General features: G+C 75.2%; 24 protein-coding genes. 12 read left to right on the top strand and 12 right to left on the bottom strand.

Features of this window, described 5'->3' with window-relative positions:
* Nucleotides 1-67: 67 nt before the first annotated feature.
* Nucleotides 68-1,252, bottom strand: a complete 1,185-nt coding sequence (locus ACFVVL_RS17070) for a right-handed parallel beta-helix repeat-containing protein (RefSeq protein WP_387675839.1) — start codon at nucleotides 1,250-1,252, stop codon at nucleotides 68-70.
* Nucleotides 1,253-1,634: 382 nt separating this feature from the next.
* Here ACFVVL_RS17070 and ACFVVL_RS17065 point away from each other — a divergent pair, with 382 nt between their 5' ends.
* The 3 genes from ACFVVL_RS17065 to sph all read left to right on the top strand — a co-directional run bounded on the left by ACFVVL_RS17065 (nucleotide 1,635) and on the right by sph (nucleotide 5,886).
* Complete coding sequence (locus tag ACFVVL_RS17065; protein WP_387675836.1) at nucleotides 1,635-2,654, top strand: deoxyribonuclease IV; 1,020 nt, start codon at nucleotides 1,635-1,637, stop codon at nucleotides 2,652-2,654.
* Between the two features lie 79 nt (nucleotides 2,655-2,733).
* A complete protein-coding gene (locus ACFVVL_RS17060; protein WP_380296679.1) occupies nucleotides 2,734-4,830 on the top strand; it encodes an MMPL family transporter in 2,097 nt (698 codons plus the stop codon).
* Between the two features lie 72 nt (nucleotides 4,831-4,902).
* On the top strand, nucleotides 4,903-5,886 hold the full coding sequence (gene sph / locus ACFVVL_RS17055) for a sphingomyelin phosphodiesterase (protein WP_387675833.1): 984 nt from the start codon (nucleotides 4,903-4,905) through the stop codon (nucleotides 5,884-5,886).
* 18 nt (nucleotides 5,887-5,904) lie between these two features.
* Here sph and ACFVVL_RS17050 read toward each other — a convergent pair whose 3' ends face one another.
* From ACFVVL_RS17050 to ACFVVL_RS17040, 3 genes are all read right to left on the bottom strand, one after another.
* Nucleotides 5,905-6,156, bottom strand: a complete 252-nt coding sequence (locus ACFVVL_RS17050) for a hypothetical protein (RefSeq protein WP_380296675.1) — start codon at nucleotides 6,154-6,156, stop codon at nucleotides 5,905-5,907.
* Between the two features lie 3 nt (nucleotides 6,157-6,159).
* On the bottom strand, nucleotides 6,160-9,339 hold the full coding sequence (locus ACFVVL_RS17045) for a DEAD/DEAH box helicase (RefSeq protein WP_387675830.1): 3,180 nt from the start codon (nucleotides 9,337-9,339) through the stop codon (nucleotides 6,160-6,162).
* A 117-nt stretch (nucleotides 9,340-9,456) separates the two neighbouring features.
* Complete coding sequence (locus ACFVVL_RS17040) at nucleotides 9,457-9,783, bottom strand: putative quinol monooxygenase (protein ID WP_380296671.1); 327 nt, start codon at nucleotides 9,781-9,783, stop codon at nucleotides 9,457-9,459.
* Nucleotides 9,784-10,015: 232 nt separating this feature from the next.
* Between ACFVVL_RS17040 and ACFVVL_RS17035 the strand changes: the two genes are divergently transcribed.
* The 5 genes from ACFVVL_RS17035 (at nucleotide 10,016) to ACFVVL_RS17015 (ending at nucleotide 15,037) form a co-directional block, all read left to right on the top strand.
* On the top strand, nucleotides 10,016-10,210 hold the full coding sequence (locus ACFVVL_RS17035) for a YegP family protein (protein WP_380296669.1): 195 nt from the start codon (nucleotides 10,016-10,018) through the stop codon (nucleotides 10,208-10,210).
* A gap of 144 nt (nucleotides 10,211-10,354) precedes the next feature.
* Nucleotides 10,355-11,593: a glycosyltransferase family 4 protein gene (locus ACFVVL_RS17030; protein WP_387675826.1), complete on the top strand. Its 1,239-nt coding sequence runs from the start codon at nucleotides 10,355-10,357 to the stop codon at nucleotides 11,591-11,593.
* The gene (locus ACFVVL_RS17025) at nucleotides 11,590-12,786 is read left to right on the top strand and encodes a glycosyltransferase (protein ID WP_387675823.1); all 1,197 of its coding nucleotides are present in this window, start codon (nucleotides 11,590-11,592) and stop codon (nucleotides 12,784-12,786) included. The genes ACFVVL_RS17030 and ACFVVL_RS17025 overlap by 4 nt, the downstream gene beginning before the upstream one ends.
* A complete protein-coding gene (locus ACFVVL_RS17020; protein ID WP_387675821.1) occupies nucleotides 12,783-13,715 on the top strand; it encodes an SGNH/GDSL hydrolase family protein in 933 nt (310 codons plus the stop codon). The genes ACFVVL_RS17025 and ACFVVL_RS17020 overlap by 4 nt, the downstream gene beginning before the upstream one ends.
* 884 nt (nucleotides 13,716-14,599) lie before the next feature.
* Nucleotides 14,600-15,037, top strand: coding sequence for a DUF6188 family protein (locus tag ACFVVL_RS17015; protein ID WP_387675818.1), 438 nt, complete (start codon nucleotides 14,600-14,602; stop codon nucleotides 15,035-15,037).
* Here ACFVVL_RS17015 and ACFVVL_RS17010 read toward each other — a convergent pair.
* The 5 genes from ACFVVL_RS17010 to ACFVVL_RS16990 all read right to left on the bottom strand — a co-directional run bounded on the left by ACFVVL_RS17010 (nucleotide 15,006) and on the right by ACFVVL_RS16990 (nucleotide 18,578).
* Nucleotides 15,006-15,380: a hypothetical protein gene (locus tag ACFVVL_RS17010; protein WP_380296659.1), complete on the bottom strand. Its 375-nt coding sequence runs from the start codon at nucleotides 15,378-15,380 to the stop codon at nucleotides 15,006-15,008. The two genes, ACFVVL_RS17015 and ACFVVL_RS17010, sit on opposite strands and share 32 nt — an antisense overlap.
* Before the next feature lie 84 nt (nucleotides 15,381-15,464).
* Nucleotides 15,465-15,857 carry a roadblock/LC7 domain-containing protein gene (locus ACFVVL_RS17005; protein ID WP_380296658.1) on the bottom strand — a complete coding sequence of 131 codons (393 nt, stop codon included), beginning with the start codon at nucleotides 15,855-15,857 and terminating at the stop codon, nucleotides 15,465-15,467.
* An 82-nt stretch (nucleotides 15,858-15,939) separates the two neighbouring features.
* Nucleotides 15,940-16,995: a hypothetical protein gene (locus tag ACFVVL_RS17000; RefSeq protein ID WP_387675815.1), complete on the bottom strand. Its 1,056-nt coding sequence runs from the start codon at nucleotides 16,993-16,995 to the stop codon at nucleotides 15,940-15,942.
* Entirely contained in the window at nucleotides 16,992-17,375 is a 384-nt protein-coding gene (locus ACFVVL_RS16995) for a hypothetical protein (protein WP_387675812.1), read from the bottom strand. The genes ACFVVL_RS17000 and ACFVVL_RS16995 overlap by 4 nt, the downstream gene beginning before the upstream one ends.
* Before the next feature lie 543 nt (nucleotides 17,376-17,918).
* The gene (locus ACFVVL_RS16990; RefSeq protein ID WP_387675809.1) at nucleotides 17,919-18,578 is read right to left on the bottom strand and encodes a TetR/AcrR family transcriptional regulator; all 660 of its coding nucleotides are present in this window, start codon (nucleotides 18,576-18,578) and stop codon (nucleotides 17,919-17,921) included.
* A gap of 209 nt (nucleotides 18,579-18,787) precedes the next feature.
* On the opposite strand from ACFVVL_RS16990, the gene ACFVVL_RS16985 reads away from it, so the two are divergent.
* The 4 genes from ACFVVL_RS16985 to ACFVVL_RS16970 all read left to right on the top strand — a co-directional run bounded on the left by ACFVVL_RS16985 (nucleotide 18,788) and on the right by ACFVVL_RS16970 (nucleotide 23,873).
* Nucleotides 18,788-20,401, top strand: coding sequence for an amidohydrolase (locus ACFVVL_RS16985; RefSeq protein ID WP_387675806.1), 1,614 nt, complete (start codon nucleotides 18,788-18,790; stop codon nucleotides 20,399-20,401).
* 132 nt (nucleotides 20,402-20,533) lie between these two features.
* Nucleotides 20,534-22,117, top strand: a complete 1,584-nt coding sequence (locus tag ACFVVL_RS16980; protein ID WP_387675803.1) for an APC family permease — start codon at nucleotides 20,534-20,536, stop codon at nucleotides 22,115-22,117.
* Nucleotides 22,118-22,355: 238 nt separating this feature from the next.
* Nucleotides 22,356-23,003, top strand: a complete 648-nt coding sequence (locus ACFVVL_RS16975; protein WP_380298439.1) for an alpha-ketoglutarate-dependent dioxygenase AlkB — start codon at nucleotides 22,356-22,358, stop codon at nucleotides 23,001-23,003.
* Between the two features lie 123 nt (nucleotides 23,004-23,126).
* Nucleotides 23,127-23,873 carry a VOC family protein gene (locus tag ACFVVL_RS16970; RefSeq protein WP_387675800.1) on the top strand — a complete coding sequence of 249 codons (747 nt, stop codon included), beginning with the start codon at nucleotides 23,127-23,129 and terminating at the stop codon, nucleotides 23,871-23,873.
* 31 nt (nucleotides 23,874-23,904) lie between these two features.
* Here ACFVVL_RS16970 and ACFVVL_RS16965 read toward each other — a convergent pair whose 3' ends face one another.
* The 3 genes from ACFVVL_RS16965 to ACFVVL_RS16955 all read right to left on the bottom strand — a co-directional run.
* Nucleotides 23,905-24,510 (bottom strand): nucleotidyltransferase domain-containing protein, encoded by a 606-nt coding sequence (locus tag ACFVVL_RS16965; protein WP_387675797.1) that lies wholly within the window; start codon nucleotides 24,508-24,510, stop codon nucleotides 23,905-23,907.
* Nucleotides 24,511-24,587: 77 nt separating this feature from the next.
* A complete protein-coding gene (locus ACFVVL_RS16960) occupies nucleotides 24,588-25,436 on the bottom strand; it encodes a carbohydrate ABC transporter permease (RefSeq protein ID WP_380298445.1) in 849 nt (282 codons plus the stop codon).
* The coding region (locus ACFVVL_RS16955; RefSeq protein WP_387675794.1) for a carbohydrate ABC transporter permease at nucleotides 25,433-26,412 on the bottom strand (980 nt) is incomplete at its 5' end. The genes ACFVVL_RS16960 and ACFVVL_RS16955, both read right to left, overlap by 4 nt.

Below are 26,412 nucleotides of genomic sequence, written 5' to 3'. Positions count from 1 at the left end.
CGTTTCTCTGCTTTCTGCGGGAACGGGATGGCGCGGGGCTTCGGGGTGCTGGGGGCGGGCGGACCGGTCAGCAGTGGCCGGCCGGCTCGGAGACCGCGCACTGGTTGCGGGCGAAGGCGTTGTCGGTGCCGGTGTCGCGGTCGGCGAGGTCGGCCGGGCCGTTGCCGAGCACGAGGTTGTCGGCCACGGTGTTGCGGGCGTTGGCCACGCCGACCACGCTGCGGACGAGCACGATGCCGCCGGAGAACGGTGAGGCGCCGACGTTGTCGCGGACCTCGTTCTCCGTCACGGCCGTCTCCTCGGCCCCGGTGAGGACGATGCCGGCGCCCTGGATGTGGTCAAGCCGGGGGTTGGGCGGGCAGTAGCGGTTGTTGGCGAGCACCTGGTTGCGGAAGACGGTGAGCGCGCCGGCCCGGGGCACGCCCTCGTCGCCGACGACGAAGATGCCGCCGCAGTTGCCGTGGATCCGGTTCTGCTCGATGCTCAGGTCGCGCAGCCGGCGCACGGTGACGCCGATCCGGTTGTCGGTGAGCAGGTTGCCGCTGACCAAGGTGCCGTCGGCGGACAGGGCGCCGCCCTCGCTGTCCACGGTGTTGGCGAGGAAGACGCCGGACTGGCCGTTGCGGGCGGACTCGTTGGCGGTGATCACGCCCCGGGTGGACTTCTCCTGGCTGATGCCCTGCTGGCCGTTGTCGTGGACGTAGGTGGCGCGGACGGTCAGGCCGGTGGTGCCGGTGGCGTTGATGCCGTTCTTGCGGAAGCCGGTGACGGCGAGCGCCTCGACGGTGACGCCCTCCAGCAAGCGGTCGTCGGTGCCGGCCACGCAGAGGCCGTGCCCGGCGGCGGAGCAGGCGGCGGCCAGGTCGGCGGCGGTGGCGGGAGCGGCGGCGGTGGTGGTGGCCGCGGCGGGCGCGGCGGCGGACGTCGAGGAAGCGGGGGCGGCGGGCGCGGCGGCGGTGGCCGGGGCCGCCGCCTCGGCGGGAAGGATCACGCTCTCCGGGCCGGCGCCGCGCAGGGTGACGCCGGGTGTGGTGATCCGGACGCTGCCCCGGTACTCGCCGGGCAGCAGCTGCACGACGTCGCCCGGCCGGGCGGCGTCGAGGGCCTGCTGGATCGATCCTCCGGGTGGCACCACCTGCAGTTCCCCGTCGGCGTGCGCGGGCGCGGCGCCGACGGCGGTGAGGACGGTGGTCAGGGCGGTCGTGGCGGCGGCGGTGGCCGCGGCGAGGTGGTGGACCCGTCGCGTGGGCATGAGTGATGACCTCTTTCTGGCACGCCGCCGCGTGGGAGCCCCGACGCGCTCGTGGGGGCCATCGGCACGGTGACGCAAGGTGAGCGGGGGATGACGGCCGGTGGGTGTCGGCCGAATCGACGCTAGGGGCGCGCCGATGCCCCCGCCACCAGGGTTGGGCTGCCGGACTGACGGGGCGTCGGGCCGGGCGTGTCCGGGGCCGCGCCCGGCGGCGGCCCGGCGGCGGTCCGGCGTCCGGTGGCGGCCCGTCAGCCGGCGCGGACCCCCGGCGCCGACCCCCGGCCGGAGCGGCGGGCGGAGCGGCGGGGCGGAGCGGCGGGCGGGAACCGGCCGAAGGCCCCGGCGTGCCGTCCGTCCCGCTCCGCGTGCCATGCTCGGAGCCATGAGCACCACCAGCCCCGCCCCCGTGATCCCCGCACCGGCCGCCGCCCCCGGCCCGCCGTCCCCGGCCGCCCGCCGCAACCCGGTCGGCGCCCATGTGCCGGTGGCGGCCCGGGGCCTGGCGGGGACCGGCCTGGCGTACGCCCGCCGGGTGGGCGCCGAGACGGTGCAGGTGTTCGTGGCGAACCCGCGCGGCTGGGCGACCCCGGCCGGCAACACGGCGCAGGACGAGGAGTTCCGCGCGGCCTGCGCCGAACGGGCGCTCCCCGCCTACGTCCACGCGCCGTACCTCATCAACTTCGGCTCGGACAACCCGGCCACCCGTGAGCGCTCGGCCGACTCGCTGCGCCACTCGCTGCTGCGCGGGCACGCGATCGGCGCGCTGGGCGTGGTGCTGCACACGGGTTCGGCGGTCGGCACGGCACCGGACGGCGGCTCGCGCCGGGCCGAGGCGATGGCCCAGGTCCGGGCCGACGTCCGCCCGCTGCTGGACGAGCTGGACGCGCTCGGCGAGGACGCGCCGTGGCTGCTGCTGGAGCCGACCGCCGGCCAGGGCCGCTCGCTCTGCTCGCGGATGGAGGACCTCGCCGAGTACCTGGACGCGCTGGACGGCCACCCCCGGGTCGGGGTCTGCCTGGACACCTGCCACGCCTTCGCGGCCGGGCACGACCTGGCGGCGCCGGGCGGCGTCCGGGAGACCCTGGACGCACTGGTCGGGGCCGCCGGCCCGGGCCGGCTGCGGCTGATCCACGCCAATGACTCCGAGGACGCGGTCGGCGCGCGCAAGGACCGGCATGCCAACATCGGTGACGGCCTGATCGGCGCCGAGCCGTTCCGCGAGCTGTTCGAGCACCCGGCCACGGCCGGCGTCCCGCTGATCGTGGAGACCCCGGACCGCAAGCACGGCGGCGACGGCACCGGCCATGCCCGGGACATCACCGCGCTCAAGGCGCTGCGGGCCCGCGCCGCCGCCCTGCCCGGCGAGGTCCGCCCCGCGCCGCCCCGCCGCCTCCCCCGGTAGCACCTCCCGGGCTGCCGGTGCGCGGCCCCGATGGCAGGCTGGGACGCGTTCACGCGTCCCGAGGACGGGGGGTCTCCCGATGAGCCCGACCCGGAGGTTGGCCGAGCTGCCGTGCGGACGCCGCAGCAAGTGGGTGGTGCTGGCCCTGTGGCTGGTGCTGCTGGTGGTGGCGGGCCCGCTGGCGGGCAAGCTCGCCGACGCCGAGGACAACCAGGCCTCCAGTTGGCTTCCGAGCAACGCCGAGTCCACCCGGGTGCTGAACGAGCAGCGGGCGTTCCAGCCGGTGGACACCGCCCAGGCGGTGGTGGTCTACGTACGCGACGGCGGGATCACGCCCGCCGACCGGGCCGAGGCGGCCCGGGACGCCGAGGCCTTCGCCGCCGCCCCGCACGTGCTCGGCCGGATCACCGGACCGGTGGAGTCGGCCGACGGCCAGGCGCTGCAGACCATCGTGCCGGTCGACATCGGCACCGGCGGCTGGCAGGACCTGCGCCCGGCCGTGGACAGCCTGCGCGCCACCGCCGCCGGGAACAGCCTCGGCATGACCACCCATGTCACCGGCCCGGCCGGGGTCGGCGCCGACCAGGCGGAGGCCTTCGCCGGGATCGACTCCACCCTGCTCGCGGCCACCGTCAGCGTGGTGATCGTCCTGCTGCTGCTCACCTACCGCAGCCCGGTGCTGTGGACGCTGCCGCTGTTCTCGGCGGCCGGGGCGCTGGTGGTCGCGCAGGCGGTGATCTACCTGCTGGCCGACCACGCCGGGCTGACCGTCAACGCGCAGAGCGCCGGCATCCTCATCGTGCTGGTGCTCGGCGCGGGGACGGACTACGCGCTGCTGCTCACCGCCCGCTACCGGGAGGAGCTGCGCCGGCACGAGGACCGGCACGAGGCGATGGCCTTCGCCCTGCACCGGGCCGGGCCCGCCATCCTGGCCTCCTCGGCGACCGTGGTCGTCTCGATGCTCTGCCTGCTGGTCGCCGAGATGAACTCGACCAGCGGGCTCGGCCCGGTCTGCGCGATCGGCGTGCTGGTGGCGCTGGCCGCGATGCTGACCCTGCTGCCGGCCCTGCTGGTGATCGTCGGCCGCTGGGTGTTCTGGCCGGTGCGGCCGGCGTTCGGCACCCCGGAGCCGACCCGGACCGGGCGCTGGGCGCACGTCGGGGCCTGGATCGGGCGCCGTCCGCGCAAGGTCTGGACCGGCACCGCGCTGGCGCTGGCGGTCTGCTGCGTCGGGCTGGTCTCGCTGGACGCGACCGGTCTCAGCACGGCCGGCACCTTCACCGGCAGGCCGGACTCGGTGGTCGGCCAGGAGGTGCTGGCGGAGCACTTCCCGGCCGGCACCGGCGCGCCGCTGACGGTCGTCTCGGCGGCCGGCGAGGCCGGGGCGGTGCGCGCGGTGACGCAGCGGACGCCCGGGGTGGCGGGCACCACGGAGCCGGTGACCCACGAGGACCGGGCGATGTTCCAGGCGACGCTCACCGATCCGCCGGACAGCGGCCCGGCCAAGGACACCGTGGACCGGCTGCGCACCGCCGTGCACGCGGTGCCGGGCGCCGACGCCGAGGTGGGCGGCTCGACGGCGGTGATCCTGGACGCGGGGCGGGCCGCGTCGGCCGACAACCGGACGATCATCCCGCTGGTCCTGGGCGTCGTCCTGGTGATCCTGGCGCTGCTGCTGCGCGCGGTCACCGCGCCGCTGGTGCTGATCGCCACCGTCGTGCTGTCCTACGCGGCGGCGCTCGGCATCAGCGCGTTCTTCTTCGCGCACGTCTTCCACTTCGAGGGCCAGGACAACGCCTTCCCGCTCTTCGTCTTCGTGTTCCTGGTCGCCCTCGGCATCGACTACAACATCTTCCTGATGACCCGGGTCCGCGAGGAGGCCGCCCAGCACGGCACCCGGCGCGGCGCGGTGACCGGTCTGGCCGCCACCGGTGGCGTGATCACCTCGGCCGGTCTGATCCTCGCCAGCACCTTCGCCGTGCTCGGCACGCTGCCGATCGTCGGCTTCGCCGAGATCGGCTTCGCGGTGGCCCTCGGTGTCCTGCTGGACACCCTGGTGGTGCGCTCGGTCCTGGTCACGGCGCTGACCCTGGACCTGGACCACCGCATGTGGTGGCCGAGCAGGTTGTCCAGGCAAGTTCCTCCGCCCGAGGAGGAGTTGGCCAGACAGCTTTAAGTTACCAATGAGTTCATATGGTTATCGTTCGCCGTCTGGACGACCGTGGCCCGGCGTCGCTTGACTGCGGGCATGCCAACTCCCTCCGTGCGCCTCGCCGCCGCCTGCGCGGCCGCCGCAGCACTGATCGCCCCGCTCGCCGCCGCGCCGGGCGCGTACGCCGCCCCCGCCGAGAGCGCCTCCGTTCCCGCGCTCAAGGTGCTGACGTACAACGTCTTCCTGATGAGCAAGAACCTCTACCCCAACTGGGGCCAGGACCACCGGGCGAAGGCGATCCCGGCCGCCGCCGTCTTCCAGGGCCAGGACGTCGTGGTGCTCCAGGAGGCCTTCGACAACGCCGCCTCCGATGCGCTGGTCGCCCAGGCCTCGGCCGCGTACCCGTACCACACCCCCGTGGTCGGGCGCTCCACCAGCGGCTGGGACGCCACCTCCGGCGCCTACAGCTCCGCCACCCCCGAGGACGGCGGCGTCACCCTGCTCAGCAAGTGGCCGATCCTGCGCAAGGAGCAGTACGTCTTCAAGGACGCCTGCGGCTCGGACTGGTTCTCGAACAAGGGCTTCGTCTACGCCGTGCTGAACGTCAACGGCCTGCGCACCCACGTGATCGGCACCCACCTGCAGTCCACCGACACCGGCTGCTCCGCGGGCCAGCCGGCGGCGATCCGGGCCGCCCAGCTCAAGGCGATGAAGGCGTTCGTGGACGCCAAGAACATCCCCGCCGCCGAGCCGGTCGTGCTCGCGGGGGACCTCAACATCGACGCGCACGGCGGCGAGTACCCCGCGCTGCTGGCCAACGCGGGCGTCGCCCCGGCCACCACCCGCGACGGCTGGGCGAACTCCTTCGACACCGCGGACAACTCGATCGCCGCCTACCGCTACCCGGGCGAGCCCAAGGAGGACCTCGACCACGTCCTCTACCGGGCCGACCACGCGCGCCCGGCGAACTACGTCAACACGGTGGTCCGCTTCCACAGCGCGCCGTGGACGGTGAGCAGTTGGGGCACCAGCTACACCTACCAGGACCTGTCCGACCACTACCCGGTCACCGCGGGCTGACCGGCCGGCGGCGGCGGTTCACCGGGGTCGGCCGGCCCCGGTGAACCGGCGGTAGGCGGCGGCGAGCGCGGCGTCCGGCGAGCGGCCGCGGGAGGTGGGACCGGGCGGGCCCAACTCGTCCAGCGCGGTGGTCACTCCGCCCTCCGGCTCGTCGCCCTGGCCGGGCACCGTACCCTGCCAGAAGACGTCGAGCAGCTCGGCGAGCGGGCGTTCGCCGAGGGCGGCATCGAGCCCTGTCCCGTCGAGGTCCGCGGCGTCGAAGGCGGTCACGGTTCACTCCCCCGTCACGTCGGCGGACAGCGTCAGCAGCTCGCGCAGCCGCTCGGCCGGCAGCTCGGCCAGCCACTGCTCGCCCTCGCCCACCACCGCCTCGGCCAAGGTCCGCTTGGCGTCGAGGAGTTCGCCGATCCGCTCCTCGACGGTACCGGCGCAGACCAGCCGGCGCACCTGCACGGCGCGGCGCTGGCCGATCCGGTGCGCGCGGTCGGTGGCCTGGTCCTCGACCGCCGGGTTCCACCAGCGGTCCAGGTGGATCACCTGGTTGGCGGCGGTCAGGTTGAGCCCGGTGCCGCCCGCCTTCAGCGACAGCAGGAACACCCGCGGCCCGTCCGGCGACTGGAACCGCGCGACCATCTCCTCCCGCCGCCCGCGCGGCACCGCGCCGTGCAGATAGAGCACCTCCTCGCCCAACGTCCGCCGCAGGTAGGGCCGGAGCATGGTGCCGAACTCCGCGTACTGGGTGAAGACCAGCACCCGGTCACCCTCCGCCAGCGCCTCCGTCAGCAGCTCGACCAGCCGCTCCACCTTGCCCGAGCGCCCGGCCACCGCCGTGCCGTCGTGCAGGAGTTGGGCCGGGTGGTTGCAGACCTGCTTGAGCCGGCCGATCGCCGCCAGCACCGCGCCCTTGCGCTCGACGCCGCGCAGCCCGCCGAGCCGCTCCAGCAGGTCGGCCACCACCGCGCGGTAGAGCCCGGCCTGTTCCGCCGTCAGCAGGCAGGAGACGGTGAACTCCTGCTTGGCGGGCAGGTCCTGGACGATCAGCGGGTCGTCCTTGCGCCGGCGCAGCAGGAACGGGCCGGTGACCCGGCGCAGCCGGGCCGCCGCGTCCGGGCTCCCGGTCTGCTCGACGGGGATCGCGAAGCGCTCCCGGAACGCCTCCGGGCTGCCGAACAGCCCGGGGTTGGCGAAGTCCAGGACGGCGTGCAGATCGGCCAGCCGGTTCTCCACCGGGGTGCCGGTGAGGGCGATCCGCGGGCCGGAGCGCAGCGAGCGCAGCGCCCGGGACTGCCGGGCCGAGCGGTTCTTGATGTGCTGGGCCTCGTCGGCGACGATCCGCCGCCAGTGGACGGCCCGCAGCTCGGCGGCGTCCCGCTGGACCAGGCCGTAGGTGGTGATGACCAGGTCGGCGGCCGCGTCGGGCGCGGTGCGGCCGGGCCCGTGGTGGACGTGCACCCGCAGGCCGGGCGCGAACCGGGCGGCCTCGCGCTGCCAGGTGCCGACCATCGACATCGGGCAGACCAGCAGCACCGGCCCGCGCTCGCCGCGCTGCCGCTCCAGGGCGAGCAGGGCCAGGGTCTGCACGGTCTTGCCGAGGCCCATGTCGTCGGCGAGCACGGCGCCGAGGCCCAGCCGTCCGAGCGCGTCCAGCCAGGCCAGCCCCCGTCGCTGGTAGGGGCGGAGGGTTCCGGTGAAGTCCTCGGGCAGCTGCGGGGCGCGCTCGGCGGTCCCGGTCCGGCCGGCCAGCAGGTCGCCGACGGGGCCGGTGGCGTGCACGGCGGTGACCGGCAGCCCGTCCACCACCGCGCCGTCCTCCACGGCCAGCCGCAGCAGCTCGACCGGCTCCATGGTGCCGGTGCCGTGCTCGGCCAGGAACCTCACGGCGGCGGCCAGTTGGGCCTGGTCGACCTCGATCCAGCGGCCGCGCAGCCGGACCAGCCCCTGCTGGGCCGCGGCGAGGTCGGCGAGCTCCTGCTCGGTGAGCATGGACTCTCCGAGGGCGAGGCGCCACTCGAAGGCGAGCACGGCGTCCCGGTCGACCTGCGCGGTGCGCGCCACCGCGGACGGGTCGCCGGCCGGGGCGCCTGCCGTCAGCACCAGGCCGAGCCGGGGGCGGCGCTGCCACCAGGCGGGCAGCAGGACCCCGAAGCCGGCGCGGGCCAGCGCGGGCGCGCCCTCGCGCAGGAAGCGCAGGGCGTCCTCCCGGTCGAGCCGGGCCTCGGTCGGGAAGGTGCCCGCGAGCCGTGGCCGCAGCCCCGGGTCCACCCGGAGGGCCCGGGCCAGCTCGGCCCGGTAGGCCTCGGCCGGGTCGCCCGACCCGGCGGGCAGGGCGCGGACGAGTGCCTGGTACCCCGGGTCGGCGGCGGCGCCCGGCCTCAGGGCTGCGGCGGGGACCACCAGGGAGGGGCGGGCGGCGGCGCGGACCAGCAGGTCGAGCCGCCAGGTGTCGGCGCGCACCCCGCCGTCGGGGGCGTCCGGGTCGGGGCCGAGCGGTTCGGTGAGGCGGAAGTCGAGCCGCAGCGGCGCGTCCGCCGGGCGGACGGCCTCCCAGGCGGCGAGCCGCTCGGTCAGGGCGGCGGGCGGGGCCTCGGCGAGCCGGCCGTCGGGGCCGTGCAGGGCGGCGAGGAACGGGTCGGCGGGCGGGTCGAGGTCCGCGAGGGCGACCCGGGCCTCCTGGTCGACGAGGGTGTCGAGCAGGGCGGTGAACAGGGCGGCGGCCGAGGGGGCCGGTGCGGTCGGGGGCGGTGCGGCCGAGGGCGGGGTCGGGGCGGTCGGGGTCGGGGTCGGGGCGGCCGGCGAGGGCCGGGCGGCCGGCGCGGGCAGGGCGGCGGGGTGTTCGGCGCGGCAGACCGGCGGGCAGCCGGCGATCAGCGCGGCCGCCTCCCGGCGGGCCGGGGCGTCCGGGGCGGGCCGCCAGCGGGCGTACCACTGCCCCGTCTCCTCGGTCAGTGCCGGCAGCAGCCGTCCCCGCCCGACCAGCCGCCAGGCGAGGTCGTGCACGGCGGCCAGCCAGCGCACCGAGGCGCCGTACGCCAGCTCGGCCGCGGTACCGTCGGGCCGCCGGACGGTGGCGCCCGGCCAGTGCGGGTCGTGCAGCGCGCCGAGCAGCTGGGCGGTCTGCGCGGGGTCGAAGAGCAGTGCGGGCACCCGGCACGGCGCGAGCGTCACCGGGCGCGGCAGCGCGCCCACTGGAAGGTCCGGGGAGGGCGTCGGCCGCCCGCCGAGGGCCGGCAGCAACAGCCCGGTCCACCGCTCGGCGGCCTGCTCGGCCAGCCAGCCGAGCCCCGGTCCGACCTCCCCCAGCAGCCGCGCCACCTCACCGGCCGGGCAGGCGAACGGGTGCGCCGTGCCACCGCGCCCGCCCGGAGCGGGCGCCTCCCCGCGGTACACCGCCGCGTCCTCCGCCCAGACGGCGAGCCGGCCGTCGGCGCGCCAGAGCGCGTGCAGGGCGTACATCGGGGGGTGGCACCTCTCGGGGGCGGAAACGGAACGGGCTTCCCACCCTAGTCCGCGCCAACGACAGCGCGGCCCGCCGTCGGGAGGACGGCGGGCCGCGCGATCACCGGAGGGCGGTCACCTGGGAGTGATCTCGCCCATCTCCCCCCAGCCGTCCATGCCGGGGATCTCGATCGAGACGATCCGCGGCTTGCCGGCCACCGCGTACGACATGTCCTCCATCGCCTTCACGAAGTGCGCGGACTCCACGTGCGCCTTGCCCGCGTCGCCGTCCCGGAACGCCTCGACCAGGACGAACTCGTGGGGGTCGTCGACGCTGCGGGACCACTCGAAGAAGAGGTTGCCGGGCTCGTCGCGGGTGGCCCGGGTGAAGTCGTCGACGAGGCCGAGCCATTCGTCGGCGCGCTCCGGGCGGACCGCGAACTTGACGGTGATGAAGATCATGGGACTTCCTTTCGTTCCACGCCCGCCCGCGGCCGTCCGGGAAGCGACGGCCTCTCAACGGGCGCAGGGGCCATTCTCCCAGGTCGGAGCGGGCACCGGGGCCCGCGGTGGTCCGCCGGGCGGGCGCACCCGGCGGACCCGTACCCGGATGGATCATCTGGCGCGCGGGGCAGGGGATGTGCCCCTACGGTGCGGTGCGAGGGGGCTTCCTGAACGAGAGGTGTCAACTGCCATGGCGGGAAAGTTCGAGCTGTACACCGATGAGAGCGGCATGCACCGGTTCCGGCTCAAGGCGAGCAACGGATCGATCGTGGTGACGGGCGACCCGCAGGAGAACCGGGACGACTGCCTGAAGAGCATCGAGTCGATCCGCAAGCTCGCCCCCTACGCGGAACTGAAGGAGGCGGCCGCCGGGTCGGCGTCCTGAGGGCTCCGAGGGCGCGCCGAACGGGTTCGGCGGCGCCAGGGACCGCGCGGAACGCGGGTCGGCGGGACAATTCGCCGACCCGCGTTCGTTTGTACGACAGATCCCTTTGGCCGCGTGCACGCCGGACGCGGACAGAACACAGGCATGCGTGTCGTCATCGTCACCGAATCCTTTCCCCCCGAGGTCAACGGCGTCGCCCACAGCGTGCTGCGGACCGCCGAGCACCTGCTCCGCCGGGGGCACCAGCCGCTCGTCGTCACGCCGGCGCCCGCGCGCGGCGCCCAGAGTCCCTCGCACACCTTCGGCGCCGGCGGCGTGCCGCAGGAGCTGCCGGTCGTGCACGTCCCCTCCCTCCCGCTGCCCGGCTACCCGCAGGTCCGGATCGCGCTGCCCAGCCGGCAGCTCGCCGCCGCGATCCGGGGGCACCGGCCCGACCTCGTCCACCTGGCCAGCCCGTTCGTGCTCGGCGCGCGCGGCGCGCAGGTCGCCGCCCGGCTCGGGGTGCCGGTGGTCGCCGTCTACCAGACCGACCTCGCCGGCTACGCGCACGCCTACCGGGCCGGGCGCGGCCTCGGCGAGGCGGCCGCCTGGCACCGGATCCGCACCGTCCACGGCCTCGCCGCCCGCACGCTCGCGCCGTCCACCCCCGCCGCCCAGGACCTCACCGCGCACGGCGTCGCCAGGGTCCAGCTGTGGCCGCGCGGCGTGGACTCCGTCCGCTTCCACCCGCGCCACCGCGACGAGGCGCTGCACCGGGCGCTCGCCCCCGGCGGCGAGGTGCTGGTCGGGTACGTCGGGCGGCTCGCGCCGGAGAAGCGGGTCGACCTGCTCGCCCGGACCTCGACGCTGCCCGGGGTGCGGGTGGTGGTCGTCGGCGACGGGCCCTCCGCCCCCGGGCTGAAGGCCGCCATGCCCGGCGCCGTCTTCCTCGGCCGGCGCACCGGCGAGGAGCTCGCCCGATGTTTCGCCACCCTGGACGTCTTCGTGCACACCGGGCCGCTGGAGACGTTCTGCCAGACCATCCAGGAGGCGATGGCCAGCGGGGTCGCGGTGGTCGGCCCGGCCGCCGGCGGTCCGCTCGACCTGGTCGCGCACCACCGCACCGGCCTGCTCGTCCCGCCCCGGGACGGCGCGGCGGTGGCCCGGGCGGTGACCGCCCTCGCCGGGGACGCCGAGCTGCGGGCCGCGTACGGGCGCGCGGGACGGGCGGAGGTGACCGCCCGCACCTGGGAGGCGGTCGGGGACCTGCTGCTGCGGCACTACGCCGAGGTGCTCGCGGAGCACCACGGGGCGGTGGCCCCCGGGAGCGGGCCGGCGGCTCCGTCCTCCGCCGACGAGACCGGCCGGCCGGCCGCCCCGCTGACGGAGGAACTGTCCGCATGACCGCCGGCTCGCTGCGGATCGTCCGGGTGGCCAACTTCGTCACCCCCGTCTCCGGCGGACTGCGCACCGCGCTGCGTCACCTCGGCGCGGGCTACCGGGCCGCCGGACACACCCCCGTGCTCGTCGTGCCCGGGGAGCGGCGCACCGTCGAGGAGGACGAACAGGGGCTGGTCGTCACGCTGCCGGGCCCGGTGCTGCCCGGCAGTGGCGGGTACCGGCTGCTCACCGACCGGCGGGCGGTGGCCGCCGAACTCGAACGGCTCGCCCCCGACCGGCTGGAGGTCTCCGACCGCACCACGCTGCGCTGGACGGGTGCCTGGGCCCGGCGGCACGGCGTGCGGTCGGCGATGGTGTCGCACGAGAGCGCCGTCGGGCTGCTGCGGACCTGGGGCGCGCCCGGAGCGGCCGCCGACGCCGCCGCCGACCGGCTCAACGGCCGGACCGCCCGGTCGTACGACACGGTGATCTGCACGACCGAGTGGGCCGCCGCCGAGTTCCGGCGGCTGGGCGTGCGGAACCTTGCGCGCGCCCCGCTCGGCGTGGACCTCGCCGCCCTGCGCCCGCCCACCGCCGCCGACCGCGCGGCGGAGCGGGCCCGGTACGCGGCCCCGGAGCAGGTGCTGCTGGTGCTCTGTTCCCGGCTCTCCACCGAGAAGCGCCCCGCGCTCGCCCTCGACGCCCTGGCCGCGCTGCGCTCCGCCGGGGTGGACGCGGTGCTGGTGGTGGCCGGCACCGGGCCGCTGCGCTCGCGCCTCGCCGCCCGGGCCGCGCGGGAACGGCTGCCGGTGCACCTGCTCGGCCACCTGGCCGGCCGGGACGCCGTCGCCCGGCTGCTGGGCTGCGCGGACGCGGTGCTGGCGCCGGGGCCGGTGGAGACCTTCGGGCTGGCGGCGCTGGAGGCGCTCGCCTGCGGCACCCCGGTCGCCGTCAACCGGGGCTCCGCCCTGCCCGAGCTGGTCGGCACGGCGGGTGTGGCCGCCGAACCGACCGGCGCGGGCTTCGCGGACGCGGCGCGCGAACTGCTCGCACGCCCCGAAGCGGCCCGGCGCGCCGCCGCCCGCGCCCGGGCCGAACGGTACGGCTGGCCCGCGGCCGTGGCGGCCTTCCTCGCCGCGCACGGCGCGGCGCCCGTCACCGCCGCCGTCGACGTCGCCGTCGACGTCGCCCCGAGGAGCGGGAGGGAGGCCCGGTGAACACCGTCGCCGCAGTGGACGGAGGGGGCGGCACCGTCCCGGACGCCGCGTACGGCGCGACCCGCGGGGACGGGCGGCGGACCGGCGAGCCGGTGCGGTTCGTCGCCCTCGGCGACTCGCTCACCGAGGGCATCGGCGACCCGATCGCCGACGGCTGGCGCGGCTGGGCTGCCCTGCTCGCCCGGTCCCTGGCCCCGCCGCAGGCCGGGGTCGAGTTCACCAACCTCGCCCGCAGCGGCGCACTCACCACCGATCTGACGACGGAGCAGCTGCCGGCGGCGATCGCGCTGCGGCCGCAGTTCGCCGCCGTGGTGGCCGGCGGCAACGACACCCTGCGGTCCGGCTTCGACGTCGGCCGCACCACCACCGCCCTGGACACCGTCCTCGGCCGGCTCACCGGCAGCGGCGCGGTGGTGCTCACCGCCTGCCTGCCCGACCCGGGCGCCCTGCTGCGCCTGCCCCGCCCGCTCGCCCGGCCGCTGGCCCGGCGGATGCGGGCGGTGAACACCGTGGTGCACGCGCTCTCCGCCCGCCACCGGGCGGTCCACCTGCACATCGCCGAACTGCCCTGGACGGCGCAGCGCCGGCTGCTCAGCGTCGACCGCCTCCACCCGAGCGCCGAGGGCCACCACCTGATCGCCCGCGGCTTCCACGAACTCCTCGCCACCGCCGACCGCCCGCTCGGCCCGGCCCCCGCCCCGGAACCCGCCGAACCCCCGCCCGGCACCCTGTCCGACGTCTGGTGGATGGCCACCAAGGGCACCCGCTGGATCGCCGACCGCAGCACCGACCTGCTCCCCGGCCTGGTCGTCCTCGCCGCCACCGAGGGCTACGCCCGCCTCCGCGGCACCACCGACCATCAGGACCGCCACATGACCCACGCCACCACCACCGCCCTCTCCACCCTCCCACCCCACCCCACCCCGTAACCCCCAAAGCCGCCCCCCGCAAGCAGAAACGTTTCCTCCCCGCCAGCCCCTCCCACCCACCCGCCGGAGCAAGAAGTCGACGTGACCGACTTCCCACTCCCCTCCCAACCGGCGAACGGCATGGAGCACACGCGAAGTGCGCAGCCGGGGGGGGCGGCCGCCCTTGCCCGACCACAGGAACAGAAAGTCGGCCACACCGACTTCCCACTCCACCCCAACCAGAACACCCCAGCGCCGAGCTGAAGGAACGTTTCCCCCCACGTGGAGAGCGGACCCCTGAGGCCACTTTCACGCAGCCGCCGGAGTGGAAAGTCGGCCACATCGACTTCCCACTCCACCCCAGCCGGCGAATGAGGTGAAGCTCGCACGAAGTGCGCAACCAGGAGGGCGGCCACCCTCGGGCGGCCGCGGGAGCAGAAAGTCGGCCACACCGACTTCCCACTCCACCCCAACCGGAACACCCGAGCGCCGAGCTGAAGGAACGTTTCCTCGGACGTGGCGGACGGATCGCGACAGTCCCTTTCATGTGATCGCTGGAGTGGGAAGTCGGCCACGTCGACTTCCCACTCCACCCCAACTGGCCGGCTGGAAAGCCGAGATGCAGGAACGTTTCCTCGGACTTGGCGAGCGGATCGCGGCGGCCGCTTTCACGCAGCTGCTGGAGTAGGAAGTCGGCCAGATCGACCTTCCGCTCCAGCTCAACCGGCGAATGAGGTGAAGCATGCGAGAGGGTGATGGGTAGCTGCTGGAGTAGGAAGTCGGCTACGTCGACTTCCTACTCCGGGCCGAACGGTGGAACGGGGGGCGGGGTGGGGAAAGGTTTCTGCTGGTGTGGGGGGCGGGATGGGGGGACAGGCGGCGTCCCGCCCGTCCACACTGGCACCATGGAGAACACGCAGCACGTGAGGCGCTCCGAGGACGCCCTGGTCGGTCGGCGGGTGACGGGGGTGCGCGGGGGCGACCGGCTCGATCTGGTGCTCGACGGGCCGGTGACCGTCCAGGTGACGCAGGAGTTCCGCCTCGCCGGGGCGACCGGGGTCGGGATCTTCTACCCGGCGCTGACCTTCCGGCCCACCCGACCACTGCTCGGTCTGGTCGGCCGGACGGTCTCCTCCGCCCGCGTCACCCCGGCCGGAGGGCTGGAGCTGGTCTTCGCCGGCGAGGGCGGCGGGACGCTGTCCGTCCCGCCGCACGCGCTGCTGGCGCCGTGGCGCGTGGTCACGCCCGACGGCACGCTCTGCGCGGGGCTCCCCGGCGGCGAGGTGGTCCGGTCCGAGGGACCGGACCCGGTCAGACCTCCAGGTCGGCCTCGATCCTGGTGAGCTGGTGGCGGGCCATCGCGAGGTTGGCCCGGCTCTTGTCCAGCGCGAGGTAGAGGAACAGGCCCTTGCCGCTGCGGCTGGTGAGCGGGCGGATCAGGTGGTACTGGCTGCTGAGGGTGATGAGGATGTCCTCGATCCCGTCCGTGAGGCCCAGCATGTCCATGGTGCGCATCTTGGCGCGGACCACGTCGGTGTTCCCGGCGGCGGCCACGTTGAGGTCCAGGCCGCCGGGGCCGTCGAGGGTCGCCAGCGCCATGCCGCTGTTGTAGTCGACCAGGGCCGCGCCGATGGCGCCCTCGATCACGGTCATGGTCTGCTTCAGCGCGCCTGCGGCGTCGGTCATCTCGGTGTCTCCGGTTCGTCGGTGAGTGAGCGGGTAGGTGAGCGGGTGAGTGAGCGGGCGGACGAGTGGGGACGGCCGGGGCCGTCAGAGCTCCCGGGCGTCCTTGGGCAGCAGTGCGTCGTTCAGGAGCGCGGCGATCCGCCGGGCGGAGCGGCGGGCCTCCAGGTGCAGGCGGCCGACGTTCGCGTCCGGGTGGGCGAGCAGGGTGAGCACGCAGCTGCCACCGGCCGCGTAGATGGCGACGTAGCCGTTCTCGCCGCGCACCAGTGACTCCCGGAACTCGCCCTGGCCGGTGCTGTCGGCCAGCCGTTGCGCCAGGCTGAGCGAGGCGGCGGTCATCGCCGCCAGGCCCGAGGGCTCGGTCCCGTGGGTGTCGTGGGCGACCAGCAGGCCGTCCACGCTCGCCACCAGACCGCCCGCGAGGTGCGGCATCCGGTGCTTCACGGCGCGGAGTTCGGCCAGCAGCTCGGTCTCCAAGGCGATCAGTTGTCTCCTTCCGACACGCTGCTTGAGCGCCCGCCTCATGACCGTGCGGGCGGGGTCGCGGGCGGAGCGTGGTTCAAAGTCGGGCCTCCAGAAGGGTTCGGACCCGGACCAGCAGCGCGACGTCCGGATCGTTGGCGGTGAGCGGGGCGGCGCCGGGCTCCGGTCCGCGCCGCCCGCGACTGAGGGCGGCGAGCGCCGCGCCGGGCACCCGCCGGTGCAGCCCGCCGGGGCCGCGCGGCGCCGGCACCCCGTCGCCCGTGCCCGGCAGCGTCCCCGCCGCGCAGCCGGCGCCCGCTCCCGCACCGGTGGCCGGGCCGGTGGCCGGGCCGGTCAGCAGGCCGGCGGCGGCGAGCCGGCGGACGTCCGCCGTGGTGGCGAACGCGGAGCGGCCGAGCAGCCGGGCCAGTTCGGCCGGGGTTCTCCGGCCGTCCGCGTGGTCGAGCAGCTCGCACTGGCGCCGGGTCGGCGGGCGGAGCCGGCGGGCATGGCGTGCGGGGGCGGCGGTGGTCGGCGGGGCGGCGGTCCGGCACAGCGGCGCGGTGTCGAACTGCGCCGAGGGCAGGATGCGGTCCAGCAGGTGCCGTCGGCGCTCGGCCTCCCGGCGCAGCCGGTGGGCACCGACCGCGGCCACCGGGCCGAGCCAGTGCCGCACGCCCGGCGCGAACGTCCAACGGGCCGGGGCGGCAAGGGTGGTGGCGGGCGCGTCGAGCAGGAAGCAGGCGGCGTCGAAGAGCGCGCCGAGGTGGCAGAGTTCGAGCTCCCCCCGGGTCAGCCGGCCCTGCTCGACCAGGCCCTCGCCGACCCGCCCGTGCGGGCCGAACCGCCGGACGGCGTCCTGCCAGGCCTCAGGGCTGAGCCGGCCGCAGGCGGTGAGCAGGGTGGCCAGGTCGGGCGCCCGGTCGGACTCGGCGTGGGCGACCAGGCCGTCGACCAGGTAGACGGTGCCGGCGGGGCCGCGCAGCGCACCGGTGGCGCGTTCACCGGCGAGCCGTTCGACGACGGCGCCCGGGGTCCACCCGGCCTCACCCGGGGGCCGCCCCTGCCCACCCGGTGGCCGGAACCCGACGGCGGTGCGCGCCGCCTCCGTGCCGGGGCGACCCGCCACGGGGGTCGCGTCGGAGTTCGTCATCCGAGCACCAGTTCCTCGGCTATCGACTGGAGACGGAACCGGGCGACGGCGAGGTTGCCCTCCGCGCGGTCGAGCCACAGATGCAGCACGAGCCGGCTGTCGAAGACGGTGTCGATGAAGCACAGCAGGTGGTAACTGCGCCCGGCGGTCACGATGATGTCCTGCAGCGGTGCCGTGCGGTCCTCCGCCCCGGTGAAGGTCGCCCCCTCAACGGCCGCCCGCACCAAGTCGGTTGCTTCCGCGGCCGTGGTGTCGTGGTCGCCGGTCGGACCGACTCCGGCGCTGCCCAGCGCCAGCCCGCTGGTCCAGTCGATCAGACTCGCCGCACGGGCGCCGGCGATCGCCATCGCCCGGGACAGGCACTCGTCGATACCCGGCACTCGGGCTCCTTCGGAGGGTTCGGGGAGGAAACGGCACGTCGGGCCGTGATCGCCGGCCACCGGCCGGACTGCCACGACCCGTGGCGGGTTCGACACGGAAGGCTACTGATGGAATCCATGCAACGAACATTCCGATGGCATATTCACACCACAACGATGCGTTTTCGGCCATCCTTCGAGGCGTCGTCGGTCCGGCCCGGACGGCATCGCCGCTGACCGCACACCCGTGCGCGACACGAACGAACGATCCACCTGGGGCGCCACCTTGGCCGGTTGTCGGTCGCTCCGGCGCGTTTCGGACCGCGCATGCGATAGAACCGGTGGGCCCGGCGCCACCGCGGGCCGGCCCCGGGGAACGACGAAGCGGCCGCCCCCCGCAGGGGAACGGCCGCTTCCGGTGGAGCGCCAGGCCCGGGTTGCACGGACTCTCCCTACTGAAAGTAGGGCGTGCTCTGGTAGCACCGCTGACGCCTGGTCGAACCGGTCCCGATCCCCGCTCCGCGAAGATCGTTCCCTTTCGACGAGATGAACACTAGCAGGCCATCACGCCTGGTCAGAAATCGGATCCCCGGCCGCCGCACCCGGCCCGCGACCGGCGGGCAGCAGCGCGGCGTAGCCGGCGACCAGCGCCGTGAGCCCGGTCTCGAAGGCCTGGTCGGCCCGGCGCCGCCCGGCCGGGACGGCGGCCAGCGCGTCGGCCAGCCGCGGCGTGACGGCCCGGTCCACGGCGTCGACCATGACGGCGGGCGCGACGAGGTCCAGCGCCGAGCCGAGGATGAAGCTCTCCAGGGCGGTGATCATGCCCATCACATCCTCCGCCGCGAAGCCCGCCGCCTCCAGGGTGGCCACCGCCCGCTCGTAGAGCTCGTGCATGAACGGTTCGGCGAGCGGCGCCGTCGCCAGCAGCCGGATGATCCCGGGGTGTTCGGCGAAGGCCTCGCGGTAGGCGCGGGCCCAGCCGCGCAGCGCCTCGTCCCACGGCCGGTCCCAGAGCGAGCGCTCACCGATGACCCGGACGAGTTCGCCGCGCATCAGGGCGACGATCTCGGCGCGGCCGCTGACGTGGTGGTAGAGCGCGGACGGGCTGACCTTGAGCGCCCCGGCGAGGGCGGGGATGGTGAGGTCGCCGGCCTCGTCGACCAGCCGCAGCGCGGTGTGCACGATGCGCTGCCGGTCCAGCAAGGGTGTGCGCGGCCTGGCCATGGGGGTTCCCGTCCCTCTCCGCGAGCGCGGTGTCGGTGTCGCCGCGGGGAGCGGCACTACGATCATCGCGCAAGATCATCGTGATGAAAACGTAATCGAATGACTTTCAATAAAACTCTTCCGCGCCCCGCCCGGCCGCGCCTACGGTTACCGAATCCCATTCAGTTAACCAGGTCACACCAGACCGCACCGGGAGAGGACGCACCCGCATGCGCGCCGACACGATCTTCACCGGAGGCCGGATCCACACCGGCGACCCGGCCCGCCCCGTCACCGACGCCCTCGCCGTCACCGCCGGACGGATCACCGCCCTCGGCGCCGCGGCGCACGCCCTGCGCGACGAGCGGACCGAGACCGTCGACCTGGCCGGCGGCGCCCTGCTGCCGTCCTGGGGCGACGGCCACGTCCACCCGCTGATCGGCGGGCTCGGCCTGCGCGGCGTCCCGGTCCGGGACTGCACCAGCCTGGCGGAGGTGGTCGAGGCGGTCCGGGTCTGGGCCGAGGAGCACCCCGAGGCCGAGTGGATCACCGGCGACGCCTTCGACCCGTGGCTCGCCGAGGGCGGCCTGTTCGACGCCGCGCTGCTCGACGCGGTCGTCCCCGACCGGCCGGTGCTGCTGCGCACCATGGACCACCACACCGGCTGGGCCAACAGCGAGGCGCTGCGCCGGGCCGGCTTCACCGCCGCGACGCCCCAGCCGGCCCACGGCGAGATCGTCCGCCGGGCCGACGGCAGCCCGCTCGGCACCCTGCGCGAGTTCGGCGCGCTCAACCCCGTGCTCGCCCTCGTCCCGCTGCCGGACCTCGACGAGCAGGTCGACGCGCTGCACGGGACGGCCCGGACGCTCGCCTCGGCCGGGGTGACCTGGATCCAGGACGCCTGGGTGGAGCCCGGCCAGGTCGACACCTGGCTCGCCGCCGTCGCCGACGGCCGGGAGCTCGCCGTACGGGCCAACCTCGCGCTGCTGCTCGAACCCGACGACTGGCGCGGGCAGCTCCCCCGGCTCGCCGCCGACCGGGAGCGGGTCGACGCCGCCGGCCGCGGCCAGGTCACCGCGCGCGCGGTCAAGTTCTTCGCCGACGGCGTCCTGGAGTCCGGCACCGCCGCGCTGCTGGAGCCGTACAGCGACTGCCCGCACTCGCACGGGGCCGCCAACTGGACCGGCGCGGAGCTGGCCGACGCCGTCACCGCCGTCGACGCGCTCGGCTTCCAGCCGCACATCCACGCCATCGGCGACCACGGCGTGCGGATCGCCCTGGACGCGATCGAGGCCGCCGCGCGCCGCAACGGACCGCGCGCCCGCCGCCCGGTGATCGCCCACGTCCAGCTGGTCGACCCGGCCGACCTGCCGCGGTTCGCGGAACTCGGCGTGATCGCCAACTTCGAGCCGCTCTGGGCGCAGCCGGACCAGCTGATGACCGAGCTGACCCTGCCCCGGATCGGCCCCGAGCGCGGCGCCCGGCAGTACCAGATCGCCGCCCTGCTGCGCGACGGCGCGCGGGTCTCCTTCGGCAGCGACTGGCCGGTCACCCGCTACGAGCCGCTGGCCGGGCTGGCCACCGCCGTCACCCGGCAGACGCCCGACGGGCTGCCGGAGGGCGGCTGGCTGCCGGAGGAGCGGATCGGGCTCGACGAGGCGCTCGCCGCCTACTCGGCGGGCGTGGCGCACCAGGCGTTCGAGGAGGACGCCTGGGGCGAGCTGCGGATCGGCCTGCGGGCGGACCTGGTGCACCTGGCCGCCGACCCGTACGCCGTCCCGGCGGGCGAACTGGCCGGGGTCGCCGTCCTGGGCACCTGGCTGGGCGGGCGCCGCACGCACTGAGCGCCGGCGCCGACGACGCCGCGCGCCCCCATCGACAGCGCTGCGCCCCGGGCGCGCGCCAAGGCCGTTCGCGCCCCCACTCGGGCGGCCTCCTCTACTCTCGACCGCACGACCCTCAGGAGAGCTCCCCCCATGCACCTGCCCTCCGACACGACCGCCGCGACCACGCCCCCGGCACCGGCCCAGGCCCGGGCCCAGGCACCGGCCCCCGGGCTGGAACGCGGTGTCCTCGGCACCGGCGACATCGTGTTCTTCGTCGTGGCCGCCGCCGCACCGCTCACCGTGATGGCCGGGGTCGCGCCCTTCGCCATCGCCTTCGGCGGCATCGGCGCCCCGGCCGCCTACCTGGCCACCGGCCTCGTGCTGGCCCTGTTCGCGGTCGGCTTCACCACCATGACTGCGCACGTCCGCAACGCCGGCGCGTTCTACGCCTACGTCACCCGCGGCCTCGGCCGGCCCGCCGGGCTCGGCGCCGCCCTGCTCGCGGTGCTGTCGTACAACGCGATCCAGATCGGCATGTTCGGTGCCTTCGGCTACTTCGCCAAGGAGACCGCCGACGACCTGCTCGGCCTGGACCTGCCCTGGCCCCTCTGGGCACTGACCGGGGTCGCGGCGGTCTGGTTCCTCGGCTACCGCTCGATCAACCTCGGCGCCAAGGTGCTCGGCGCGCTGCTGATCGCCGAGACCGGCATCCTGCTGGTGCTCGCCGTCGCGATCCTGGCCAGGGGCGGCGCGCACGGCCTCTCGCTCGCCTCGTTCTCCCCCGGCAACGTGACCACCGGCGGCATGGGCGGCGTGCTCGGCCTGTCCTTCGCCGCGTTCGTCGGCTTCGAGGCCACCGCGATCTACCGCGAGGAGGCGCGCGCCCCGCACCGCACGGTGCCCCGGGCGACGTACGCGGCGATCGCCTTCCTCGGGCTGTTCTACACCTTCATCACCTGGACGATCGTGCAGGCCTTCGGCGACTCCGGGGCCGTGGAGGCCGCGACCGCCGACCCGGCCGGGATGTTCTTCACCGCGATGACGGACTACGTCGGCGGCTGGGCGACGGACCTGCAGCGCGTCCTGATCGTCACCAGTCTGCTGGCCGCGCTGCTCGCCTTCCACAACACCATCACCCGCTACGGTCACGCGCTGGCCACCGAGGGCGCCGCACCGGCCGCGCTCGCACGCATCCACCCCCGGCACCGCTCGCCCTGGATCGGCGGGATCGCCCAGAGCCTGCTGGCGGCGGGCGCCGTGGTGGTGGCGGCGCTGATCGGCGCGGACCCGTACAACCAGTTCTTCCTCTGGGTGAACTCCCCCGGGGTGGTCGGCATCCTGCTGCTCCAGGCGCTGGCCGGGCTCGCGGTGTACGCGTTCTTCCGGCGCGAGCGGGCGGCCGCGGCGAGCGCGGGCCGGCTGCGCACGGTGGTCGCCCCGCTGCTGTCCACGGCGCTGCTGTGCGGGGCGACCGGGCTGGTGGTCTGGCGTCTGGACCTGTTCACGGCGGCCGGGCCGGAGGTCAACTGGCCACTGGTGTCGGTGGTTCCGGTGGTGTTCCTGACCGGGGTCGGCCTCGCCCTGCGGCTGCGCTCGCGCCGTCCGGAGGTGTATGCCCGGCTCGGCGCCAGCGACACCGAGGGGACGGCCGACGTCACCACCGACGTCACCACCGACGTCACTGCCGGCACCACCGCCGAAGGGGCCGCCGAGGGGGTGCCCGCTGGCCGCTGAACCCCCCGCGACGCCGACCGCGGGCCCGTTCGCACGGGCCCGCGGTCGGCGTACGCTCGAACTGCGGCGCCCCCGCGCGCCCCTCGGCGGATCGTCGGGCGCTGCGGCGCCCCGCCCGGGCCGGCCGCCGGCCCGCACGCCCCCTGCTCTGCACGGCCCACCTCCTGTTCGAACCGTCCCGGGGAGCATGCCAAGCAATGTTCGGACACCTGTTCGATTCTCGGCGTAGGCTGGAGCCATGAGCACCACCCCCGCCCTCCACCTCCAGCCGTCGCTGTTCGACGACCCCGGCCCGGCCGGACCCGTGCTGGGGCCCCTGACCGGCCTGCGCCGGGAGGTCCTGGGCTCGGGCGCCTGGGTCGACCTGCTGCCCGGCTGGCTGCACGGGGCGGACCGACTGTTCGAACAACTGGCCGCCGAGGTGCCCTGGCGCGCCGAACGGCGCGAGATGTACGAGCGCACCGTCGACGTCCCCCGGCTGCTCGCCTCCTACCGGGAGCACGACACGCCCCCGCACCCGGTGCTCGGCGCCGCCCGCACGGTGCTGAGCAGCCACTACGCGCCCGAACTGGGCGAGCCGTTCCTCACCCTCGGGCTCTGCTACTACCGCGACGGCCGGGACAGCGTGGCCTGGCACGGCGACCGCCTCGGCCGCGGCGACCGCGAGGACACCATGGTGGCGATCCTCTCCGTCGGCGAGCCCCGGTCCCTGCTGCTGCGCCCCCGGGGCGGCGGCGGACCCGTGCTGCGGCACCGGCTCGGGCACGGGGACCTGCTGGTGATGGGCGGCTCCTGCCAGCGCACCTGGGAGCACGCGGTGCCGAAGACGGCCCGGCCGACGGGCCCCCGGATCAGCATCCAGTTCCGGCCGCGCGGCGTCTCCTGAGACCGCCGGCGGACCCCACCCCTGCCGACCCCGGCCGACCCCCCGGCCGACGCCGACCGACGAGCGGACAGACGGGCGGACAGACGGGCGGACGAGCGGACGGACGGACGAGGAGGGCGCGGCATGCCGAAGGCGGGCAGGTACCACGAGGGCGTCCCCTGCTGGGTCGAGCTCGGCACGGCGGATCCCGGGCGGGCCCGGCGCTTCTACGGCGGGCTGTTCGCGTGGGAGTTCGTCGAACTGCCCGGCTGGACCGTCGCCACGCTGCGCGGCGCCCAGGTCGCGGGCCTCGCCCCCGGGCCACCGGGAGCCGGAGCGCGCTGGACGACGTACCTGGCGGTGGCCGACGCCGCGCGCACGGCCGCGAAGGTCCGCGAGGCCGGCGGGCGGGTGCTGCGGGAGCCCTACGAGGTGGCGCCCGAACAGGGCTGGGCGGCGCTCGCCGCGGACCCGGCCGGCGCGGTGTTCGGACTGCGGCAGGGGCTGCTCTGGCAGGGCGCCGGACTCGTCGACGAGCCGGCCGCGTTCAGCTGGAGCGAGCAGCACTCCCCCGACCCGGACACCGCCCGGGCGTTCTACCGGCGGGTGTTCGGCTACGCGTACGGCCGGGAGAGCGACGGCGCCACGCCGTTCCGGATCGACGGCCTGCCCGCCGGTGCGATCGCCCGGCGGCCCGAGGCCGGCTGGTCGGTCCAGTTCGGCGCCGCCGACACCGACCTCGCGGTGGAGAGGGTCCGCGCACTCGGCGGAACCGTCCTGGCCGGCCCCGAACCGACGCCCTACGGCCGCCGTGCCGTGGTCCGTGACGACGCCGGCGCGGCGTTCACCCTGATCGGCCTCCCGTCGGCGCAGGAGCCCCTGGCCGCCTGACACCCCGGCCGCCTGACACCCCGGCCGCCGATCATCCGAGGGGCCGACCGTCCGCAGAGTCGAACGCCCGCCCGTCGGGCCCCCGCCCGTCCAGCGCCCGCCCGCCGGCCCCTCGCCCATCCAGTGCCTCCCGCAACCGGGCGATGTCCGCGGCGTCCTTCGCCCGGCGCGGACGCCGCGGGTCCCACACCGGCATCATCCGCTTGATCTCGATCTGCGCCTGCGGCGCGACGATCGGGCAGACCAGTCTCCCGAGCCGCCCCGGCGGCCCGTCCAGCAGCCCGGCCGGCCAGGCCGTCCCCGCCCAGGGGCCGCCCGCCACCAGCACCCGGCCGTCCGGCGCCGGGTCGACCAGCGCGAAACTCGACTCCAGGCCGTCCCGGACGAAGTCCAGCTGCTGCCCCGGCGCGTCGCCCGGCAGCGGACGGTACCCGAGGGCGCGCAGCCCGGCGGCGAGCGCCCCGGCGTCGGCGGCCGGGGCGAACCAGTCGACGTCCTCGTGGTCCCGGGTCCACTCACCGAGGAAGAAGTCCATCGCCCAGCCGCCGCGCAGCCAGACACGGGTGCCGAGACGGCGGGCGAGGCCCACCGTCTCGGCGATCTGCGCGAGTTGCCCGTCGGCTCGCTCCCGGTCCATGGACCCCACCTCCACGGTCCCGGATGCTGAACCCGCCGCAGCCCCTCCGTCGCGGGATTTCCGTCAAGGCCCGCGTCTCAGTCCTTGACCGCGCCCGCCAGCCCGGAGACCAGCTTGCGCTGCACCGCGATGAAGAAGATCAGCACCGGCACGGTCATCAGCGTGGAGGCCGCCATGATGCCGCCCCAGTCGTTCTCGTCCGGCTTGAAGAACACCAGCAGCGCCGAGGGGAGGGTCTGGTTCTCGGTCGCGCTGATGATGAAGGTCTTGGCGAAGACGAAGTCGTTCCACGCCGCGATGAAGGAGAACACGCTGGTCGCGGCCAGCCCGGGGGCGACCAGCGGCAGCAGGATCGTCCACAGGATGCGGGCCCGGCTGGCGCCGTCGATCTGCGCGGCCTCCTCGATCGACACCGGCACGGCGGCGACGAAGCCCCGCATCATCCAGATCCCGAAGGGCAGCGAGAACGCCAGCTGGACCAGGATCAGCGACGCCAGGGTGTTGAGCCCGATGCCCGGCGCGAACCGGCCCGCGTCGCGGAACATGAAGAACAGCGGGATGGTCAGCGCCTCGACCGGGATCATCTGGGCGATCAGGAACATCACCATGATGGTGGTGCGGAAGCGGAACTTGAACCTGGTCACCGCGACCGCCGCGAGGAAGACCACCAGCGCGGAGAGCACCACCACCGACAGCGCGATCACCAGGCTGTTGACGAAGTACCGGCCGAAGCCGTCCACGCTGAGCACCTGGCGGAAGCTCTCCAGCGTCGGGTGCGCCGTCCACGGGCGCGGATTGAGCGACTGCACCTCGCCCTTCGGCTTGAAGGCCGAGAGCACCATCCAGAAGATCGGGAAGGCGGTGACGACGGCCACCAGGAGTGCGGTGGTGTTGGCGCCCAGGCGCCAGCGGCTACGGGCGTTCACAGTTCGTTCCCCGTCCTGCGCAGCGAGCGGATGTAGAGGACGGTCGGGATCACCAGGATCAGCAGCATGATCACACCGATGGCCGCGCCGAGCCCGTACTGGGAGGAGGCGAAGGCCTTCTGGTAGGCGTAGACGTTGAGCACCAGGTTCTGGCCGGCGATGCCGCCGCCCTCGGTCATCACGTAGATCTGGGTGAAGACCTTGAAGTCCCAGATGACCGACTGGATGACCACGATGGTCAGGATCGGCCGGAGCATCGGGGCGGTGATCCGGCGGAACGTGGTCCAGGTGCCGGCCCCGTCCAGCGCCGCCGCCTCCATGACCTCGGTCGGGATCGCCTTGATGCCCGCGTACAGCGTCACCATGACGAACGGGAAGGAGTGCCAGACCACGACGGCGCCGACGATGAGGAAGGCCGTCCACTTGTCGTAGAACCAGTTGTACTCGTGGAAGCCGTCCAGGCCGATGCCCACCAGGGTCTTGTTGACCAGGCCCAGGTTGGTGTCGAACAGGAAGCTCCACACCGTCGAGCCGGTCATCGCCGGCGCCGCCCAGGCCGCCATCGCGGCGGTGGTCAGCACCAGCCGGGGCACCCGGCCCACCCTGGTCAGCAGCACCGCGAGGGTCGCGCCGACGGCCAGGGTGGCGACCACGCAGAACGCGGCGAAGCCGATCGTCTGCAGCAGCACCGACCAGAACTGCCCGTCGCTCAGGATCTTCTGGTAGTTGCCGAAGCCGACGAAGCTGGTCGGCACGCCGCCGGAGGCCTGGGCCTGGCCGAAGTCCAGCACGGACAGCAGGCCGAGCTGGTAGATCGGGTAGGCGACCAGCGGGATCATGATGACCGCCGCCGGCAGCAGGAGCAGCAGCGGGGGTCGGCGTGGGGGGGGGGGGGGGGGCGCGGGCCCCCCGGCAGCCCGGCCCCCCGGACGGGGGAGGGGGGCCGGCCCGAGGGGGGTGGGGGGGGGTGGGGGGA

This window comes from Kitasatospora sp. NPDC058115 (assembly GCF_042884635.1).
Classification (GTDB): domain Bacteria; phylum Actinomycetota; class Actinomycetes; order Streptomycetales; family Streptomycetaceae; genus Kitasatospora.
The sequence above is the reverse complement of the archived record's forward strand: the minus strand, read 5'-3'. Positions and strand labels throughout refer to the sequence as shown.